This window comes from Streptomyces sp. NPDC014870, assembly GCF_043081505.1.
GTDB lineage: Bacteria > Actinomycetota > Actinomycetes > Streptomycetales > Streptomycetaceae > Streptomyces.
Window position 1 is genome coordinate 637053 of sequence record NZ_JBIBWQ010000001.1, and the last position, 18971, is coordinate 656023.

Consider the following 18971-nt stretch of genomic DNA (forward strand, 5'->3'; position numbering starts at 1 on the left):
CCCCGATCGGCTCACGGCTCCGTGCGGTCTGAAACGTGGCCAGGGCCTGGCGGGGCCCGTGGTCGACTCCCCTGACCACCACCAGGTACGCGGCGAGGAGTTCGTGGACCCCGGAAAGCCTCTGGCCGCCGCGAACCGCCAGGCGTCGCGGGGCTCCCCCGCCGGATTCGCCGAGCCGGTGTCGTCCCGCAGGTGCTGTCTGATCCTGGACGGCGCCCTGGTGCCGACACGGTCCAAGAACTACCGCTACTCGACCAACCACCAGGTCGTCATCGACGCCGACTCACGCCTTGCCGTCTCCGGCGGCCGGCACGTGCCCGGCAACCGCAATGAATGCAAGGCATGGGAACTGTCCGGAGCCAGCTGGTGGTGGGCAGCCGCCCTCATCGGTATGCCGATCGTGCTGTTCGTCGGCTGGAGCATCGCTGGAAGTGCCGGCAACTGACCCCGAGCCCGAGGCTGACGGGCGCGTGGACCCATCCGATCTGTCACAGCTGCCGCATCTCCAGCAGCGTAGTCAGCACGGTCCTGACCTGACACGGTGGATGTCTCCGCCCCCTACAGTTCCTGACCCGGCCAGCCCAGGAGGCGGGCGCCGACGACGGCGGTCTGGAGGGTGTAGCGCTGGACAGGGTCGCCGGGGTCGGCGCCCGTCAGGCGGTGGATGCGGTCGAGGCGGTAGGTCATCGCCCGCACGCTCAGGTTGAGGCGGCGGGCTGCCTGGGCGGTGACGCAGCCGGTGTCGAAGTACGCGGAGAGGGTGTCCAGGAGCGGCTGCGCGCCGCCGCGGGCCTGCCGGAGCGGGCCCAGGACGCTGCGTACGAGGTCCGCCATGGCCTGCCGATCCCGGGTGAGGACGGGATAGACGAGCAGGTCGGCGGCGTGCAGGACCGGCTCGTTGAGGTCCATGCGGGTGGCGAGGGCGAGGGCGTTGAGTGCTTCTTCGTAGGAGTGGACGACGCCGCCGGCGCCGGGATGCGATCGTCCGATGGCGACCTGGCCGCCGTCGGTGGCGGCGTACGCCTGCTTCGCGAAGTAGGTCAGCACCTCGGGTTCGTCGGCCGGCGCGACGCATATCAGCCGGCCGTCCTTGGTGGTGAGCAGGATGCGGCGGTTGCCGAAGCGCGCGACGAGGGCGGACTCGACGGTGCGGGTGACCGCGTAGCCGTCGCCGTACGGCTCCGGGCCCTGCGCCACGGCCACGGCGTGGGCGTGGGAAAGGAGCAGCCCGAAGCGCTCGGCTCGTTCGGCCAGCCTTCCGAGGTCGCTGCGCCCGTACAGGAGATCATCGATGAACTCCCTTCTGGCTGCCTCTTCCTGACGCATCGCCAAGCGCTGTGCCCGCTCGTGGCCTTCGGCGAAGGAGTCCACCGCCTGCTCGACCGCGCTCAGCAGATGGACGGCGGCTGCCGGCGGCAGAGCGAGGTGGACACTCTGCGCGGCGGTCAGATGGGCCCGGATGAGGCGCCGTAGTCCGATACCGTCCTCCGCGGCTCGCTCCCCCCGGGACCGCAGCGTCTCCCTCTCGTCGCGCGTGAGCCCGCGATGCGTCGTGCAGACGCTGGACAGGATCTCGGCATACCCGTCCAGATACTGCTCGTCGATCTCTCGCTCCGCCATGACCCTCCCCGCATCCTGACGCGTCCCTGATGAGTTCCTGACGCGCCGTTCAAGACTTGCATGTCGCACACCAAGGTCCGCAACCAGGCATCAAGAACACGTCAAGGACTGCCGGTTTCCGGCAATGCCGAACAGGCCCTCACTCCGTCAGGATGGTCCCGCTAGGGGCCACGCGCGGCGCGAAGCTGCCTGGACCCCGAAGACATCGAGACTTCGTGGGAGGACCGAATGGGGCAGTCCCTGCGGTTCCCGCGTCCTTCCCGGCCGGTGACGTCGCGACCGGTCCCGCCTCCGGCGGCACTGGTCCCCGACGAACCGGAACCAGGGCCGCTCTCACAGGACTTCGCGGTGGTGACGGGTCCGCCCGAACGGGACTGCCCGGCCGGCGCCGCGCCGTGCCCCTCGGCCGTTCCCGAACGACGAGGCCGATAGGCCGACCGGGCACGCGCCACCCGAGGGGCGCCGAGGACCCAGAACAACGCGCTCCCGCGCGCGACTCCCCCTTTCTCCCATCCACAACGGGGTTTTCCATGAATGCCATCACCCCGGGCATCGGCGTGCTGATCGCCGTTGTCCTGCTCATCTGCGTCGCTCTGCTCTTCGCCGTCACCCGGCTCTTCCGGAAGGTGGAGCAGGGCAAGGCCCTGATCGTCTCCAAGATGCGAAAGGTCGATGTCACCTTCACCGGACAGGTCGTCCTGCCGGTCCTGCACAAGGCCGAGCTCATGGACATCTCGGTGAAGACGATCGAGATCAGCCGGACCGGCCGCGACGGGCTCATCTGCCGGGACAACATCCGCGCCGACATCCGCATCTCGTTCTTCGTGCGCGTGAACAAGACGGTCGAGGACGTCATCAAGGTCGCCCAGGCCATCGGAACCGCTCGCGCCAGTGACAAGGAGACGCTGCAGGAGCTGTTCAACGCCAAGTTCTCCGAGGCGTTGAAGACCGTCGGCAAGCAGATGGACTTCACCGACCTGTACACCAAGCGCGAGGAGCTGCGCTTCAAGATCATCGAGCTGATCGGCATCGACCTCAACGGGTACAGCCTGGAGGACGCGGCCATCGACCACCTGGAGCAGACCCCGCTCACCCATCTCGACCCCGGCAACATCCTCGACGCCCAGGGCATCCGCAAGATCACGGAGCTGACGGCCGTCGAGAACGTCCGCACCAACGAGTTCCGTCAGCACGAGCAGAAGGAGATCACCCGTCAGAACGTCGACGCCCGCGAGGCCATTCTGGAGCTGGAGCGGCGCCAGGCCGATGCCGAGATCAAGCAGAAGCGCGAGATCGACACCGTACGCGCCCGGGAGGAGGCCGAGACCGCGCGGGTCGTGGAGGAGGAGCGGCTGCGCGCGCAGAGCGCCTTTCTCAGGACCGAGGAGCAGCTGGGCATCCAGCGTGAGAACCAGGCCCGCGAGGTCGCGGTCGCGCAGAAGAACCGCGAGCGGGTCATCGCGATCGAGAACGAGCGGATCGAGAAGGACCGGCTGCTCGAAGTCATCGCCCGGGACCGGGAGACCGAACTGACCCGTATCTCCGCCGACAAGGAGGTCGAGGCCGAGCGCCGGGAGATCGCCGAAGTGGTCCGGGAGCGGATCGCCGTGGACCGTACGGTCGCCGAGCAGGAGGAGTCGATCAAGCGGCTGCGGGCCGTCGAGGAGGCCGAGCGCGAGCGGCAGGCCGTGATCATCGCGGCGGAGGCCGAGGCACAGGAGAAGTTGGTCAAGGACATCAAGGCCGCGGAGGCCGCCGAGCAGGCCGCGGTCCACCGCGCCGCCGAGGAACTCACGCTCGCGGAGGCCCGGCACAAGGCAGCGGACATGGACGCCCGCGCGAAGATCCGACTTGCCGAGGGCATCCAGGCGGAGGCCGCCGCCGAAGGGCTCGCGGCCGTGCAGGTTCGGGAGAAGGAGGCGGACGCCATCGAGAAGGCCGGGCGGGCCGAGGCCGGGGCCACCGAGGCACGGCTGCGCGCGGAGGCCGCCGGCACCCGGGAGAAGGCGCTGGCCGAAGCGACCGCCATCGGGGAGAAGCTCAAGGCCGAGGCAGCCGGTCTGACCGAGAAGGCGGCCGCCATGGCCGCGCTCGACGAGGCCTCCCGTACACACGAGGAGTACCGGCTCCGCCTGGAGGCCGAGAAGGACATCCGGCTCGCCGGGCTCGACGTCCAGCGGCAGGTCGCCGAGGCACAGGCCACCGTTCTCGCGACCGGCCTGGAGAACGCCGACATCAACATCGTCGGCGGCGAGTCCGTCTTCCTCGACCGTCTTGTCCAGTCGATCGCGCTCGGCAAGTCCGTCGACGGCTTCGTCGAGCACTCGCAGACCGCGCGGACGCTCGCCGGTCCGTGGCTGAGCGGGGACGGGTCCTTCACGGAGGACCTGACCAAGGTGCTGGGCTCGCTGTCCACCGCCGACGTGCAGAACCTCAGTGTGTCCGCGCTCCTGGCGAAGGTCATGAAGTCCGGGGTCCTGGACGCAGGCGCCCCCGCGGGTGCCGAGACGCCGCTGAACGGCGCCGCCAGGAGCTGACCGCCCAGCGGTCACGGCAGGGCCGGTGCCGGCACACGGGGGTTGGCGGCACCGGCTCCGCAACCATCACGGAACAGGGGAGCGAACGACATGAGCGCCGGAATCGACCAGGACACGTACGCGGTGTTGTGCGACCGCCTCGTCGCGCAGTCCGGTGAGCTGGCCCGGCGCGCCGAGGCCCTCAACCAGGCGCGGATCACGGAGTTCGGTTCGGGCGAGCTGACCCTCGCGGCCACCGACCGCATCCGCACCGAGAGCAACGGCCTGGCCCGGGACATCGTCGCCGTCGGGGACGACGTCCTGCTCTTCGGCCGCCGGACGACATCGTCGGACCGGGCCGAGACCTCCGTCTCCGATGTCTTCGGCCTGTACGACCGCGAGCTGAACCCACTGCCCGAGGGCGCGGTGCCCGGCCTTCTGGACGACCCGGACTTCGTACGGGAGTTCACCGGCCTGCACCGGTACTTCCGCGGGACACGCCTGCTGCGGCTACGCCGCCTGGAAGGCCGTCTCCTCGCGGTTTTCCAGACGGGAGTGCAGGCCGACGACCTCCGCGTCCTCCGCTGGTCCGTCGGGCGAACGGGCGAGACACGTTTCCTCGACGCCCAGGGCGAGCGCGATCACATCTCCCCGCCCTCCCAGGACGTCGAGTGGGTCGAGACGACCCGCGACGACCACGTGCTGGGCCGGCACCCGCATGTCTCGCTCGACGGCCGGCTCTTCGTCTCCACGGCCGGTGGGGCGTTGACGATGAAGACGGAGAACGACACCGAAACCGGCGAAGGCGTCCACAGCGAGCCGGTCGACGAGCCGCTGCAGTCCCTGGCCGACGCGGAGGTCGCGTACGCGACGGTGGGCGCGCTGATCGTCGTACGCGTCCGCCCGTACAAGGAAGAGACCCGACGCCACCTCGTCTTCAACACCCTGACCGAAACCGTGGTCAGACTCGACGGCATCGGACAGGCATGTCTGCGGCTGCCGGACGACCAGGGGGTCCTGTTCCCCGGCGGCTACTGTCTCGCCTCCGGAGCGGTGAGGACCTTCGACGTGGACGCGGCGGAGCTGACGTTCGAGCGGGCGATCCGCTCCCCCAACGGCGAGGACATCCTCTTCGTCTTCCACGCCCAGGAGTCCGGCCGAAGCCTGCTCCTGCCGTACAACCGAATCCGCCAAGAGGTCGCCACCCCCCTTTCCTGCCACGGGTACGCACTCCTCGACGACGGGACGATGGTCGTGCTGCGCGCCGAGGACGGGCAGCCCAGCCGCGCGCACCCGGCGCAGATCTGGCGGACGCCGTACGTGGCGGACACCCATGTGGCGCCGCGTGGCGAGGGGCCGCTGGCCCGGGTCGGCAACGCGGACCTCGTCCGGGGTATCTCCGACTGCCTCGCCATCGCCCGGCAGGCCGTCGAGCTGACGCCCGCCGGCGCGGTGTACGAGTCGCTGGTCGCCGCGTGCGAGCGTGCCCATGACGTTCACCACTGGCTGGGCGACCCGGATACGGGCGACCTGCGGGGTGCGCTCGCCGAGTTGCGGGGCACCGCCGCGCAGGTCCTCGTCGAGTTCGAGGCCGTGACCGCACTCACCCGGCAGGCGAGCGACGCGCTGGCCGAGTCCGCCCAGCAGGTGACCCGGCTTGTCCGGCGCATCCGGGGCGAGGCGCCCGCCTCGGCCGAGGAGTGGATAGGCCGGATCACCGAACTGCGTCAGGCGCAAGGGCGCCTGGTGACGCTGAGCGAGATGCGGTACGCCGACACGGAGAGCATCGACGCGCTCGCCGCCGACGTCGAGGGCGACATCGCCTCGGCCGCGCAGCGGGCCGTCGCGTTCCTCCGGCGCGAGGACGCCTTCACCGTCCACCACCGGGAGGCGGAGACACTCGCCGCGGAGGCCGGGGAGCTGACCACCGTCGCCGGGGCGGGCCCCGTCGGCAACCGGCTCGACGAGCACACCCTCGGGCTCCGGACACTCAGCGAGATCATCGCAGGCCTCGACATCGGTGACGCGACCGTACGCACCTCCATCCTGCAGCGGATCGGTGAAGTCCTCGGCTCCCTCAACCGCGCCCGCGCCGTCCTGACGTCCCGGCGCGCCGAACTCCTCGACCAGGAGGGCAGGGCGGAGTTCGCCGCGGAGCTGGCCCTGCTGAGTCAGGCCGTCACCGGTGCTCTCGCGGCCGCGGACACCCCGGACCGCTGCGAGGACCAGCTCGGCCACCTGCTGCTGCAGTTGGAGAACCTGGATTCCCGCTTCGCCGAACACGACGGATTCGTCGCCGACATCGGCGACAGGCGGACCGAGATCCACGACGCCTTCACGGCGCGCAAACAGTCCCTGCAGGACGCGCGCGCCCGCCGCGCGGAGCGGCTCTCCGACTCCGCGGGCCGGGTCCTGGCGGTGATCGCCCGACGCGCGTCCACCCTGGGCGACCGCGACGCGGTCCACACCTACTTCGCCTCCGACCCCATGGTCGCCAAGGTCCGGCACCTCGCGGCGCGACTCCGCGAACTCGGGGACCACGTACGGGCGGAGGAGCTGGACGGCAGGCTCGGAGCCGCCCGCCAGGAAGCCGACCGTGCGCTGCGGGACCGTACCGATCTGTTCTCCGACGACGGTGACACCATCCGGCTCGGCAGGCACCGCTTCGCCGTCAACAGGCAGGCCTCTGAACTCACGCTCGTACCGTACGAGGACACCCTCGCCTTCGCCCTGACGGGAACGGACTACCGTGCCCCGGTCATCGACCCGGAGTTCGCCGCGACCCGGCCGTACTGGAACCGGGCGCTGCCCTCCGAGTCGCACGAGGTCTACCGTGCGGAGCACCTGGCCGCCCGCCTGCTCGCCGCACACGGCCCGGACGGCCTGGCCGGCGCGGACCTCGTCGAGCTCGCGCGACGGGCGGCCGAGGCCGCCTACGACGAGGGCTACGAGCGCGGCGTCCACGACCACGACGCGGCGGCGATCCTGGAGACGGTGCTCAAGCTGCGCGAGGGGGCCGGACTCCTCAGGTACCCGGCGAAGGCCCGCGCGGCCGCCCAGACCTTCTGGGACCGCTCGGCCACCGCCGAAGCACGGGAGGAGTGGACCCGACGCGCGGTCTCACTCGCGCAGGCCCGTGACCTCTTCGGTTCGGCCTCAGCGCTGGACGGACTCGAGCGGGAGCTGGCCGGGATACTCGGCGACGCGACCGCAGCCGAGTATCTCGTCGCGGAGCTGGCCTCCGGTCCGCCGGGCTTCGCCGTCTCCGCCCAGGCGCGCGCACTGCTGCACGAGTTCCGCGGCGCCGTCGTCGACTCCGCGTACGACGAGACCCTCGCCGGTCTCACTACGCGGGACGCGCGACGCCAGCTCGTCGAGGCATGGATCACCTCGTACGCGTCGGCCTCCGCCGAGCAGATCGACGAGGACGTCCTGACCGAGGCCGTCGCCGTCGAACTCAGCCCGGATCTCGACCGGTACGAGGTGGGTGCCCCGACCACAGCCACGGCCACCGGACTCCTCGGCGCCCATCCCCGCGTAGCAGGAGGCGTGATGCAGCTGCGCCTCGACGAGTACCTGGCCAGGACGCGGGCCTTCGCCGATGCGGACCTGCCCGCGTTCCGCGACTACCAGCGGCAGCGGGCGAAGCTCGTCGCGGCCGAGCGCGCGGCTGCGCGTGGACGAGTACCGTCCTCGGGTCGTGTCGTCCTTCGTCCGCAATCGCCTCGTCGACGAGGTCTACCTCCCCCTCATCGGCGACAACCTCGCCAAGCAGCTCGGTGCGGCCGGCGACGCGACGCGGACCGACACCCACGGCCTGCTGCTGCTCCTCTCCCCGCCCGGCTACGGCAAGACCACACTGATCGAGTACGTCGCCGACCGCCTCGGCCTGCTGCTCGTCAAGGTCGACGGTCCCGCCCTCGGCCAGAACACGCACTCCCTGGACCCCGCCGAAGCGCCCGACGCCGCCGCCCGCCGGGAGCTGGAGAAGATCGCCTTCGCGCTCGCGGCGGCAACAACGTCCTGCTGTACCTGGACGACATCCAGCACACCGCGCCGGAGTTCCTGCAGAAGTTCATCCCGCTCTGCGACGCCACCCGGACCCTGGGCGGCCACGACCTGCGCGGCAAGCGATTCGCCGTCTGCATGGCCGGCAACCCCTACACCGAGACCGGGCAGCGCTTCCGCCTGCCCGACATGCTCGCCAACCGTGCCGACGTGTGGAACCTCGGCGACGTGCTGACCGGCAGGGGGGACGCCTTCGCGCTGAGCTTCGTCGAGAACGCCCTCACCTCCCACCCGGACCTCGCCCCGCTCGCCGGGCGGGACCGCACCGACCTGGAGCTCCTGACCCGGCTGGCCGCGGGCGACCCGACCGCGCGGCGCGACCGGCTCACCCACCCCTACGCCCCCGCCGAACTCGACCGCGTCCTCGCCGTCCTGCGCCACCTGCTGACCGCCCGCGCGACGGTCCTCGCGGTCAACGCGGCCTACATGGCGTCCGCGGCCCAGTCCGACGACGCCCGAACCGAACCGCCCTTCCGTCTCCAGGGCTCGTACCGCAACATGAACAAGATCGTCGCCCGTATCTCACCGGCCATGAACGACGCCGAACTCGCCGCCGTCATCGACGACCACTACACCGCAGAGGCACAGACCCTCACGACCGAGGCCGAAGCGAACCTTCTCAAGCTCGCCGCGCTGCGGGGAACCCTCACCCCCTCGCAGGCCGCTCGCTGGGCGGAGGTCACCTCCGCCCACGTGCGCACGCGAGCACTCGGCGGCGCCGGAGAGGACCCTCCCCCAACCTTCGGCCAGGGGGACCCCCATCTCGCTGCGCTCGGCCGGGCGGTCGCCGCCCTCGGCCTGCTCGCCGACCGCATCACAGCCGTCGAAACGGCGATCAGCCGTGCGACGGCGGACCTGCGACACGCGCCCGCCCACCCCGGAGGAAGACACGCGGTATGACCGGCGGAAGCCTCCCGTCAGACAGCGTGAGGTGCCTGGTGCTCCATGCGTTCCTGCATATGTCCGAAGAACTCCTCCGGCCGCGTCACGCCGGCTGTCACTCGGGCGAACTCGTCCTGTGCCGAGCGGCTGCGGGACGCCGCGAGGAGCATTTCCTGCATCTCGGGGGGCGGAGGTTCCATCGTCGCGAAATCCGCCGTGAACTCGTAGATGCTCCTGACTTCGGCGTCCCTCGCCTCCTGGCAGGACCGCATGGCTTCGTCGAAGGGGCGGCGGCCGGCGAGTACGTCGTCGAGCGCTGCGGTGCACCGCTCCGCGTCCCGGAAGGCGTCCTGGATGCCCTGGGCGGTGATGGGGTCCTTCAGGTAGCCGGCGTCTCCGACGAGGATCCAGCCGGGCCCGAACGGCTTGCGGAAGTAGTTCGGGATGGCCATGCCGACGAACCGCTCGGCCCGCGTGGCCTTCGAGACGCGCTCGGCGAAGGCAGGAGCGCGGGCCAGTGTGGCGTGGTAATTGCCTTCGATGTCGCCGCGGTTGGCCTCGAAGTCGCGCATGGGCCAAGCGGAGATGACCATCGTGAGGTCGTCGTTGGTGGGCCATGCGGCGAAGGCTCAGTCCTCGCGGTCGAACGCCTCGAACTGCCCGTACATCGGCAGGCCGGCCCAGTAGGTGTAGTAGTACGCGTTGATCTTCGGCTTCTCCGCGTAGCTGGTGGCGGCCGTGGCCTTCGCGACGGTCGAGTGGAGTCCGTCGGCACCCACGACGATCCGGGCCCGGTCGATGGTGGTCCCGCCGTCCTTGTCGTGGCCCCGGATGCCGGTGACGGTCCCGCCGTCGACGAGGATCTCCTCGACGGTGAATCCCTCACGGACCTCGGCGCCCGATTCTGCTGCCGCGTCGACGAGGATCTTGTCCAGGACCGTACGGCGCGGGGCGTAGGAGACGTCGAAGCCCTCCCCGGCAGGGGACCCGGCAAGGACGAAGGGGCCCAGGTCGAACGCGTAGATGTCGATGGCGGGGCAGCCCGTACCGACCACACGGTCCAGCAGTCCCCAGCGTTCGAGCGCGGCCAGGCCGGGCGGATGGATCAGGTGGGTGGAGATGGTGTCGCTGGGGAACGTCGCCCGGTCGACCAGGAGGACCCGGTGACCGAGGCGGGCCAGAAGCAGGGCGGCCGGGGCACCCGCACACCGGGCGCCGACGACGATCACGTCGTAATCCTGGGTCCCGGCACCGGACACGCCGACTGTGCTGGTCATGGCCCTACACCTGCCGATCGGGCACACCACCCGACGGATCCGTCTGCGGCCAGACGGAGTGTCTGTCGCAGGGCGGTGCCTCACTTCCACGCTAGACCAGGCTCGCGGACTGTTCCCGCCGGGCCGTGGACGACCGCCTGCGACCACCCCTCGTCGGGGCGCCGACCAGGCACAGCGTCAGCGAGGCGGCGAACGCACGGCGGCGCCCTCGGAGTGCGAGGCCGCGGGCGCCGGGGTGCTGAACGGTCTACGGGCCGACGAGGATGAAGATGATCTCCACACGTCCGGGGCTCTGGCCCTGGGGCTCGTGGACGCGGTACAGGATCGTGATCGTGACGCCGGTGTCCGTGGTGGGCTGCGTGGTGATCCGGCGCAGCTCGAGGGCCTGGAGGGGTTCCGTCGTCGAGGCGGGTGACTGCGGGTCTGCTGCGAGGAGGGCCAGTGCGTCGTGGACGGCCCGGCGGCCGCCGGGAGACAGGTGAGCGAACTCGGGGTAGAGCCGTCGGGGCACCTGGACGATCCAGCGCGTCACGCGGCGCCCTTGTCGAGCTCGGCCCACAGGTCGTCGGCGCTCATGAGGTCGGTCTCTCCGGCGAGCGAGGCCCGGATGGCGTCCTGCACTTCGGGCCGGGTCCGCAGGGCGACCAGATGGCGCGCCTCGGTGATGACGGTGGCCTGCTCGAACCCGAAGGTGGCCGCGTCGAGTCTGGCGTTGAACGCGACGAGTTCGGCGGGGTTGATCACCGCGAGGGCAGCGCGGAGTTCGGCCAGGGTCTGCGGGCCTTCGTGTGCCTCGATCCGGTACGGGCTCGCGTACGCCGGGGTGGGTGTCTCGTGTGGCAACGCTCCCATGAAGCCTCCTTGTTCCGCTTCTACGGTACGGGCTCCCTCCCTGTACGGGGAGGGGCGTACGGGGACTCCGTGGGACGGTGCTCCCCCACGCGGATGAGGCGTTAGGGGCGCGCCGTCGCTGTCCGCTGAGGCCCATGGCGACGGCTCCCCGATCGCCGGCGGCTCCACGGCCGGCGCGAGCGTGGCGGCGGTGCCCGTGGTGCCCCACGGCACGCATATCGCCCCCTCAATGGAGCTTACGACTGCGGCCCGGCCCCGAAAGGGGCCGCCTGGGGGTCGTCAGGCGAGGGCGAGGAACAGCTTCTCGAGTTCTTCCTCGGTCATGGCGGGCTGATCCTCGTCGGCGTTGGCCATGCACTGGCGCATGCCGCTGGCCACGATCTTGAAGCCCGCGCGGTCCAGAGCCCTGGAGACGGCTGCGAGCTGGGTGACGACGTCCTTGCAGTCGCGTCCGGCCTCGATCATGGCGATGACGCCCGCGAGCTGGCCCTGGGCGCGACGCAGACGGTTGAGGACTGCACTGACCGCGTCGTCGTCGACCTTCACCGGTACCTCCCTGAGTACGTGTGTGCCGCTTCTCGATGGTACCCCAGGGGGTATCTGGCCGATGGTGGGCTGTGGCCCTGGACGACGGGCGCGTCGGCGACCGCGCCCCCGCCACACCTCGTCGGGAAAATACCCACGGGGGTATTTGACAGGGCGCGAGTGCGTCCCTACCGTCGAGAAGGTAATACCCCGGGGGGTATTTCCGTCCGAGGTGTCGGCTGCCCTCCGGGGTCACCCTCTCCCGCTCACCCCTCCACCCTCCGGGGTCCCGGACTTCTCCGCCTGTCCGGTGGTGGCACGTGCCGCCGCGCGTCGTCCTGCATACCCGGGTGGGTATGTTCCCGCTCCTGCTGGAGGTCTCTCGTGTTCTTCGCCCAGTACTACCTCGACTGTCTTTCCCAGGCGTCCTACATGATCGCGGACGAGTCGACGGGCCAGGCCGTGGTCGTGGACCCACGCCGGGACATCTCGGAGTACCTCACTGATGCCGAGGCCCGCGGGCTGCGGGTGGTCGGCGTCATCAACACCCACTTCCACGCCGACTTCGTCGCGGGTCACCTGGAGATGGCTGCACGTACCGGTGCGTGGATCGGCTACGGCCGGCGGGCCGAGACGGAGTACGCGATCCGCAAGCTCGCCGATGGCGAGACGATCAGCCTGGGCGGCACGACCCTGGAGATCATGGAGACGCCGGGGCACACTCCGGAGTCGATCAGCGTGCTGGTGTACGAGAACGGCGGGGACCAGGTTCCGTACGGGGTGCTGACCGGGGACGCGCTGTTCATCGGCGACGTGGGCCGGCCCGACCTGCTCGCCTCGGTCGGTGTGACGGCCGACGAACTCGGCGCGATGCTCCACGACAGCGTGCAGCGCAAGCTGATGGGCCTGCCGGACGAGGTACGGGTCTTCCCCGCGCACGGTGCGGGGTCGGCCTGCGGCAAGAACCTCTCCAGCAAGAGGCAGTCCACGATCGGCGAACAGCGGGCCACGAACTACGCCTGTGCGCCGATGAACGAGGCCGAGTTCGTCGCCCTGGTCACCGCCGGGCAGTCCACAGCTCCCGGCTACTTCGCCTACGACGCCGCCCTCAACCGGCGCGAACACGTCCTCTACGACCCGGCGGCGGCGCCCCGCCCGCTGACCGCGGCCGAGTTCGCCGAGCGCCGTGAGGCCGGCGCGGTCGTCGTCGACGCCCGCGACTCGCAGGAGTTCGCGGCCGGGCATCTCCGTGGCTCGGTGAACGTGCCCGCCGACGGCCGGTTCGCCGAGCAGGCGGGCACCGTGCTGGACCCCGCGACGGAACTGCTGGTCCTCGCCCCGCAGAACCGCGAGGAGGAGGTCGTCACCCGTCTGGCGCGCATCGGTTTCGACCACGTCGCCGGCTACCTGCGCGGCCCCGACGACGCCCTGACCTCGATGGCCGAGGAGGTCACCCCGGCCGGCCGGCTGACCGCTGCCCAGCTGCTCACCGCACTCGCGGGCGACCGGCCGCCCCTGGTCATCGACGTCCGCAACTGCGGTGAACGCGGCGAGAACGGCTTCATCGACGGTGCGCTGCACATCTCCCTGGGCGAACTGCCTCGCCGCTTGGACGAGATCCCGGCCGACCGGCCGCTGGTCCTGCACTGCGCGGGCGGCCACCGCTCCTCCATCGCCGCCAGCCTCCTGCGCCACCGCGGCTTCACCGACGTGTCCGACCTCCTCGGCGGATACGCGGCCTGGAAGCTGCTGAACACGCCCGGCTGACGTCCGAGCCCCCCGAACTCCCGGCCGTCCCGGGGCCCTGACCGGGCGCCGGCGCCGCCGGCCACACCCCGAACGCGCGGGCGCCCGCCCGCCCTTCCCGCTGATGGAGCACCCCTCTCATGGCCCATGACGACCCCACCCGCACCGCCCTCACCCCCGCCGCCCTCGCGGGCCTGCTGGCACAGGGCACCGGACCACGCATAGTGGACGTGCGTACCCCGGGCGAGTTCCGTACCTCCCGCATCCCCGGCTCCCACAACGTGCCCCTCGACACGCTGCGCGAGCACCGCGCCGAGTTGCTGACCCACCTCGACGAGGACGTGGTGCTCGTCTGCCGCTCAGGCGCCCGCGCCGCGCAGGCCGAGCAGGCCCTCGCCGAGGCCGGCCTGCCCAACCTGCCGGTCCTGGACGGCGGCATGATGGCCTGGGAGGCCGCCGGAGCCCCGGTCGACCGCAGTGACGCCCGCTGGGACCTGGAGCGCCAGGTCCGCCTGACCGCCGGTTCCATCGTGCTGGTCACCGGCGTCGTCGGGGTGTTCGTGCCAGGGGCGCACCTGATCGGCACCGCCATCGGCGCCGGGCTGACCTTCGCCGCGCTCAGCAACACGTGTGCGATGGGCATGCTGCTGTCCAAGCTGCCCTACAACCGCGGCCCGCGCACCGACATCCGCACCGTCCTCGCCTCCCTGCGGGAACACGCGTGATGCCCCTCGTCCTGACGGCCTCGGTCCTGATCGGCATCAGCCTGGGCGTCCTCGGCGGCGGCGGGTCCATCATGACCGTGCCGATCCTGGTCTACCTCGCCGGAATGGACCCCAAGGAGGCCATCGCCACCTCGCTGTTCGTCGTCGGCGTCACCAGCGCTGTCGGGCTCGTCCCGCACGCCCGCGCGGGCCGGGTCCGCTGGCGCACCGGACTGCTCTTCGGCGCGGTCAGCATGGTCGGCGCCTACGGCGGCGGCCGCCTGGCCGAGTACGTACCCGGCACCGTCCTGCTCGTGGCGTTCGCGCTGATGATGCTGGCCACCGCCGCCGCCATGCTCCGCAAGCCCGGCAAACCGAAGGCGGCCAGGCCCGCCCGCGCCGAGCGGCCCGTCACGCGCGTGATCGCCGAGGGACTCGTCGTCGGCGCGGTCACCGGCCTGGTCGGCTCCGGCGGCGGATTCCTCGTCGTCCCCGCGCTCGCCCTGCTCGGCGGTCTCCCCATGAGCGTCGCCGTCGGCACCTCCCTGCTGGTCATCACCATGAAGTCCTTCTCCGGACTCGCCGGCCACCTGTCCGGCGTCCAGATCGACTGGGGCCTCGCACTGGTGGTGACCGCGGCCGCGGTCGTCGGCAGCCTGATCGGGGGCCACTTCGCCGGCCGCATCCCCCAGGACACCCTGCGCAAGACGTTCGGCTGGTTCGTGGTCGTCATGGGGGTCTTCGTCCTCGGCCGGCAACTCCCGCACACCCTCTGGGCCGGCCCCCCGACCTGGGCAGCCCTCGGCATCCTCGGGGCCATCGCCATCGCGCGGGCCGCGAGGCAGGCACGCCGCAGCCCACCCGGCGTCCGCGCGACACCCCAGAACTCCCGCGAGCCGGCCGCCACCCGCGGTGCCGAACACACGTAGAGCCCCCCCGCCGACCGACCGCCGTGCGCCGGGTGGCCCAGAACAGGGCCTAAAGGAGTCCTACGACGTCGGCGAGCCACCGGCCGCCAAGGTCGCGGCCGAGGAGCGGCGGAAGTGCTAGCCCCACGAGCAGGGCAGGGGCTCCTCCGATCAGTACGTGCACGGCTGGCCGGTCCGAGATCCCCGATTTCAAGGGAGGAAAGGTGAGGACGATGGCTGCCATGCCGATCAGCGCTGCAGCGGCCAGCGCAAGCACCGCGAAGACGGCCATCTTCCACATCGCCGGCCCTGGATCCGCACCCAACGCGGCCGTGTAGCCAACTCCGATGGTGACGATCAGGGTGAGCGAGGTGATGGCGAGGGCTTCGTCGCGCCATCGCACGATCGGCTTCCGCGTCGGCGCCGATGGAATGGACGGCCTCGTGGGGGCCTTCAGCGGAAGCGCTCCGGGCAGCTCCATCCGCTCCGAGCGCGGCTGCCCGAGGGCCCTGTCGCGTGCGCCGACGCTGTCGGTTGCGTCCGAGCCCCGTTCGGGGTCCGGCCGGATTGCCCGCTGGGCTGCAGGCTGGGGACGGGCAGCAGCAGCGGCACGGCGGGCGAGAACTGCGGAGCTGATGTCGGCTGACGTGCTTACGTGGATGGTTCTCAGGCGGTGGAATGCCCTACGGAAGGCCGTGACTTCCTGTGGGGTGGCGTCGAGCCCGACGAGAAGCCAGGCCAGGTCTTTCCACCGTTCGGGGAGACGACGGCCGGCCAGCCATTCCTCGACGCGGGCCACTTCCGTCGGCCCCTGCCCGAGGAAGCCCAGCCTCGTTTTCGCCATGTCCACGACGTGTGACCACTTTTCGGCTCCCGCTAACGCGCGCAGCGCCTGAAGTTGTGCACCCAGTTCCACAGGGTTGGCGGCCATCTCGACCTCCCGGGCGATGGAGGACTCGGCTCTACCGCGGCTCGATCTGGCGCTCGCGTCGTCCCTGGTCACAGAGTTGTCCGCGTTGTCTGCCCGTTGTTCGTGGACAGCCTCACGCTCAACGGGGACATCACCGCGGTCCACGACTTGTCCACGGACAACGACGACCTCGTCGGCCGACGGGCCGAGCCGGTCCAGGCCCATGACCTCACGCAGCTCGTCCAGGTCCTGGTCCTGTTCCGCCAGCTGCTCCGCAGCCTCGCGCAGCACGTCCGCGATCTGATCCATCGAGGGAGTCGTCGTCTCGTGATCAGCGTGGGCGGACGGCTGGGGGACGAACGCCGAACCGGCATCCGCTGCCTGTTCAACCACCTGCCGCACAGCGAGCTGCTCCCGGGCGACCTTCTCTTCCGCGGCCAGCCGAAGTTCGTATGCCTCCCGGTTGGCGCGGCGGGCGTGCTCGAGCTGTCGGTCGGCCTGGCGGCGGTACTCGACCGACAGGTCCAGGTCGCGCTGCACCTCGGCTCGGATCTCCTCACGCGCGCGGTCGAGATTGCCCTCGAGCTCGACGCAACGCGTCTTGAGTACCGAAACCATCTCCTCCAGCTGGGAGCACCGCTTCTCGGAGGCTGCGAGCTTGCGCATCGCTTCGATCTGCTGCAGCCGTGCGTCGTCGAGCCGCAGAAAGACCTCAGCCGCAGGAGCACCTGATCCAGGTCGTCGGACGACGGGTGCCGCCTCGCCCCTCTCCTGCTGTGCGGCCGCATCCTTCGCCTCGGCCAGCAGTCCCCTGCCCTTCTCGAGCAGCCGCTCGCGCATGGCCGGCTCGGGGATGAGCTCGGTGACCAGACTGTCCAGCAGACTGTCGGGGATCAGCTTGCCGCCGTTGCGGTATTCGGTCCACATCGCCTTCGAGTAGGGGAACTGGCTCTCCAGTTCCCGGACCTTCAAGCCGGCGGTGATACTTCGGAGCCATGTCGCGAGCGCGTTGGCCTGCGGGGTCCGCCCCCGCAGCTCGCCCAGTGGCCGCCCCATCTTGTCCCCCGACTCACTTGTCCAGCGGACAACGGGCCCGTTGTCCCCGATCTTTGACCGGTCACCTGGGGGATACCGGTCAGCTGAGGCGAACAATCAGACCATCCATCACGGTGAGTTTCCAAACGATCCGCTCGCCCCAGGAGGTTCCGTGCCTACGCCCAACTCGCCGCTGCTGAGCACCACGACGGAGGAGCTGCTGGCCCAGATCGAACACGAGGCCAAGTGCCGCCGCCGTCAGGCCCGTGCCCTGCGGCGTTCTCTGCGGCGTGAGCGCCGGAAGGAGCAGACTTTGCACCTGCGCGTCGTGCGCGCAACGACGTCGATCTCCTCCGCCGGCCTCGCGGTGATCGGGGCCATCGCGTTCGTCGCGGCCGGCGTCATGTTCCTGCTCGGCGAGGCGAACGAGGCGCAGGCGCTCATGGCGCTCGCCTCGGCGGCGTGGAGCGGGGCTGCGGGGCTCGCGATCTTCTCGCGCAGGTGACCTGGTCGTAGACGAGTTCAAGGGCCCGCACCGTGAGGTGCGGCCCCTTCTCGTGTTCTCGTTCCTCGCAGTCGACGCTGCGGACGTTCGAGGCCCCCCGATGCGGCCGTCGGGACGCGATACGCGTCACCGGGAACGTCCGCCCTCCGCGTGCATGAACTCGCGCGTCGTGGGGCCAGGAACCGGCTGGTTCGCCCCCGTCGGGGGGGGTGACAGGCCGTCCGGCCGGAGGGCACAGCGGCCCTCAGCAACATCGCGCAGCCGTTCGCGGACGAGATCCGTGTCCAAGACTGGAGCGACGCCCACCTCCGCCGCGACCGCGCGGGACACACACCTGGGCTCCGCGCCGGCTTCAGCCGCCAATGCGGCCGTCCACGGCCGGCGGAGGGGGCGGGCTGGGCCGGGTCCTGGCCTCCGGTCGAGCGCTCCGTCCTCGGCTGTGCACAACGGCCGCACGGTGTTGAGTGGGGGTGATACCGCGGAAGCGCTTGAAGGCGTGGCTGAGCGCGAAGGCGTTGCTGTACCCCACCGTATGGGCGATGGCGCCCACCGTGTCGCCGGTGTCCCGGAGCAGATCGGCCGCCAGGGCGACACGCCACCTGGCCAGGTAGGTCATGGGTGGCTGACCTACGTGGCGAGCGAAGTCGCGGGCCAGACCCGACCTGGAGGATCCCACCTTGGCGGCGAGGCCCACGACGGTCCATGGGTGCGCCGGGTCCTCGTGCAACAACCGCAGGGCGCTCGCGACGACGGAGTCGTCCGTGGGCCTGTACCAAACGGGTGCATGGTCGCGGGGGCGGTCGAACCAGGAGCGCAGCGCGGAGACCAGCATCAGGTCGAGCAGCCGGTCCAGGACGGCCTGCTGGCCCGACTGGTCACGGCCTACCTCCTCCGCGACCAGGGCGAGGAGCGTACGGTCACTGTCGGCCTCCGGTACGACGAGGACGTCCGGCAGGGCATCAAGGAGCCGGTCGCTGATGCCGTTCCGGCCTTCGTACGCGCCGCTGATCAGAAGAACCGCACCCGGCGTATCGACACCGCACGTACGCGGTGCGGGCGCCGGCTCGCCGGCCGCGACCGCTCGCGCGGTTCGGGCGCAGTAGTCCGCGCTGGTGATGACGCGGCCGGGCGGCGAGGCGGGATCCTCGGCGACGGTGTACGGGGCGGGGCCCCGCAGGACGGCGATGTCACCGGAGCCGAGTTCCATCGGCTCGCCGTCGGCGGGCGTGATCCAGACCCGGCCGTTCAAAGCGGCGGCCAAGGTCAGCTGGGCTCCGCTCGCGAAGCGCAGGGACCATGGTGGGCTCATGACCGTCCGGGTGAACACGGCACCGCGTGCCCGTACGCCGTCAAGCAGTTCCGCCAGCGTGTCCATCCCTCCACCGTAGAGGCACGAACATCGACCTGGGTGTCTCAGCCATGG

At 70.9% G+C, this 18971-nt stretch carries 13 protein-coding genes and 2 pseudogenes; 7 read left to right on the top strand and 8 right to left on the bottom strand.

Going from position 1 to position 18971, the window contains the following annotated elements:
* Window positions 1-199: 199 nt before the first annotated feature.
* Window positions 200-361: pseudogene (locus tag ACF09C_RS02605) on the top strand (IS5/IS1182 family transposase); the annotation flags it as partial.
* A 197-nt stretch (window positions 362-558) separates the two neighbouring features.
* Here the strand turns inward: ACF09C_RS02605 and ACF09C_RS02610 are convergent.
* On the bottom strand, window positions 559-1620 hold the full coding sequence (locus tag ACF09C_RS02610) for a PucR family transcriptional regulator (RefSeq protein ID WP_392087808.1): 1062 nt from the start codon (window positions 1618-1620) through the stop codon (window positions 559-561).
* 530 nt (window positions 1621-2150) lie between these two features.
* Between ACF09C_RS02610 and ACF09C_RS02615 the strand changes: the two genes are divergently transcribed.
* Window positions 2151-4157, top strand: coding sequence for an SPFH domain-containing protein (locus tag ACF09C_RS02615; RefSeq protein WP_392087810.1), 2007 nt, complete (start codon window positions 2151-2153; stop codon window positions 4155-4157).
* 90 nt (window positions 4158-4247) lie between these two features.
* Window positions 4248-9104 (top strand): annotated as a pseudogene (locus ACF09C_RS02620) (DNA repair ATPase).
* 17 nt (window positions 9105-9121) lie between these two features.
* Here ACF09C_RS02620 and ACF09C_RS02625 read toward each other — a convergent pair.
* The 5 genes from ACF09C_RS02625 to ACF09C_RS02645 all read right to left on the bottom strand — a co-directional run bounded on the left by ACF09C_RS02625 (window position 9122) and on the right by ACF09C_RS02645 (window position 11761).
* Entirely contained in the window at window positions 9122-9658 is a 537-nt protein-coding gene (locus tag ACF09C_RS02625) for an NAD(P)/FAD-dependent oxidoreductase (protein WP_392087813.1), read from the bottom strand.
* 57 nt (window positions 9659-9715) lie between these two features.
* Window positions 9716-10363, bottom strand: a complete 648-nt coding sequence (locus tag ACF09C_RS02630) for an NAD(P)/FAD-dependent oxidoreductase (protein ID WP_392087815.1) — start codon at window positions 10361-10363, stop codon at window positions 9716-9718.
* Window positions 10364-10610: 247 nt separating this feature from the next.
* Complete coding sequence (locus ACF09C_RS02635; protein WP_392087818.1) at window positions 10611-10895, bottom strand: hypothetical protein; 285 nt, start codon at window positions 10893-10895, stop codon at window positions 10611-10613.
* Window positions 10892-11215, bottom strand: a complete 324-nt coding sequence (locus ACF09C_RS02640; protein WP_392087820.1) for a hypothetical protein — start codon at window positions 11213-11215, stop codon at window positions 10892-10894. Before ACF09C_RS02640 ends, ACF09C_RS02635 begins: the two co-directional genes overlap by 4 nt.
* 279 nt (window positions 11216-11494) lie before the next feature.
* Entirely contained in the window at window positions 11495-11761 is a 267-nt protein-coding gene (locus tag ACF09C_RS02645; RefSeq protein ID WP_392087822.1) for a metal-sensitive transcriptional regulator, read from the bottom strand.
* A gap of 363 nt (window positions 11762-12124) precedes the next feature.
* Between ACF09C_RS02645 and ACF09C_RS02650 the strand changes: the two genes are divergently transcribed.
* From ACF09C_RS02650 to ACF09C_RS02660, 3 genes are all read left to right on the top strand, one after another.
* Window positions 12125-13507 (top strand): rhodanese-like domain-containing protein, encoded by a 1383-nt coding sequence (locus ACF09C_RS02650; protein WP_392087824.1) that lies wholly within the window; start codon window positions 12125-12127, stop codon window positions 13505-13507.
* Between the two features lie 119 nt (window positions 13508-13626).
* The gene (locus ACF09C_RS02655; RefSeq protein WP_392087826.1) at window positions 13627-14211 is read left to right on the top strand and encodes a rhodanese-like domain-containing protein; all 585 of its coding nucleotides are present in this window, start codon (window positions 13627-13629) and stop codon (window positions 14209-14211) included.
* Window positions 14211-15119: a sulfite exporter TauE/SafE family protein gene (locus ACF09C_RS02660; RefSeq protein ID WP_392087828.1), complete on the top strand. Its 909-nt coding sequence runs from the start codon at window positions 14211-14213 to the stop codon at window positions 15117-15119. Before ACF09C_RS02655 ends, ACF09C_RS02660 begins: the two co-directional genes overlap by 1 nt.
* A gap of 49 nt (window positions 15120-15168) precedes the next feature.
* On the opposite strand, the gene ACF09C_RS02665 is transcribed toward ACF09C_RS02660, so the two are convergent.
* A complete protein-coding gene (locus ACF09C_RS02665) occupies window positions 15169-16980 on the bottom strand; it encodes a hypothetical protein (RefSeq protein ID WP_392087830.1) in 1812 nt (603 codons plus the stop codon).
* Between the two features lie 235 nt (window positions 16981-17215).
* Between ACF09C_RS02665 and ACF09C_RS02670 the strand changes: the two genes are divergently transcribed.
* A complete protein-coding gene (locus ACF09C_RS02670) occupies window positions 17216-17548 on the top strand; it encodes a hypothetical protein (protein ID WP_392087832.1) in 333 nt (110 codons plus the stop codon).
* A gap of 352 nt (window positions 17549-17900) precedes the next feature.
* Here ACF09C_RS02670 and ACF09C_RS02675 read toward each other — a convergent pair whose 3' ends face one another.
* A complete protein-coding gene (locus tag ACF09C_RS02675) occupies window positions 17901-18923 on the bottom strand; it encodes an AraC family transcriptional regulator (protein ID WP_392087833.1) in 1023 nt (340 codons plus the stop codon).
* Between the last annotated feature and the right edge of the window lie 48 nt (window positions 18924-18971).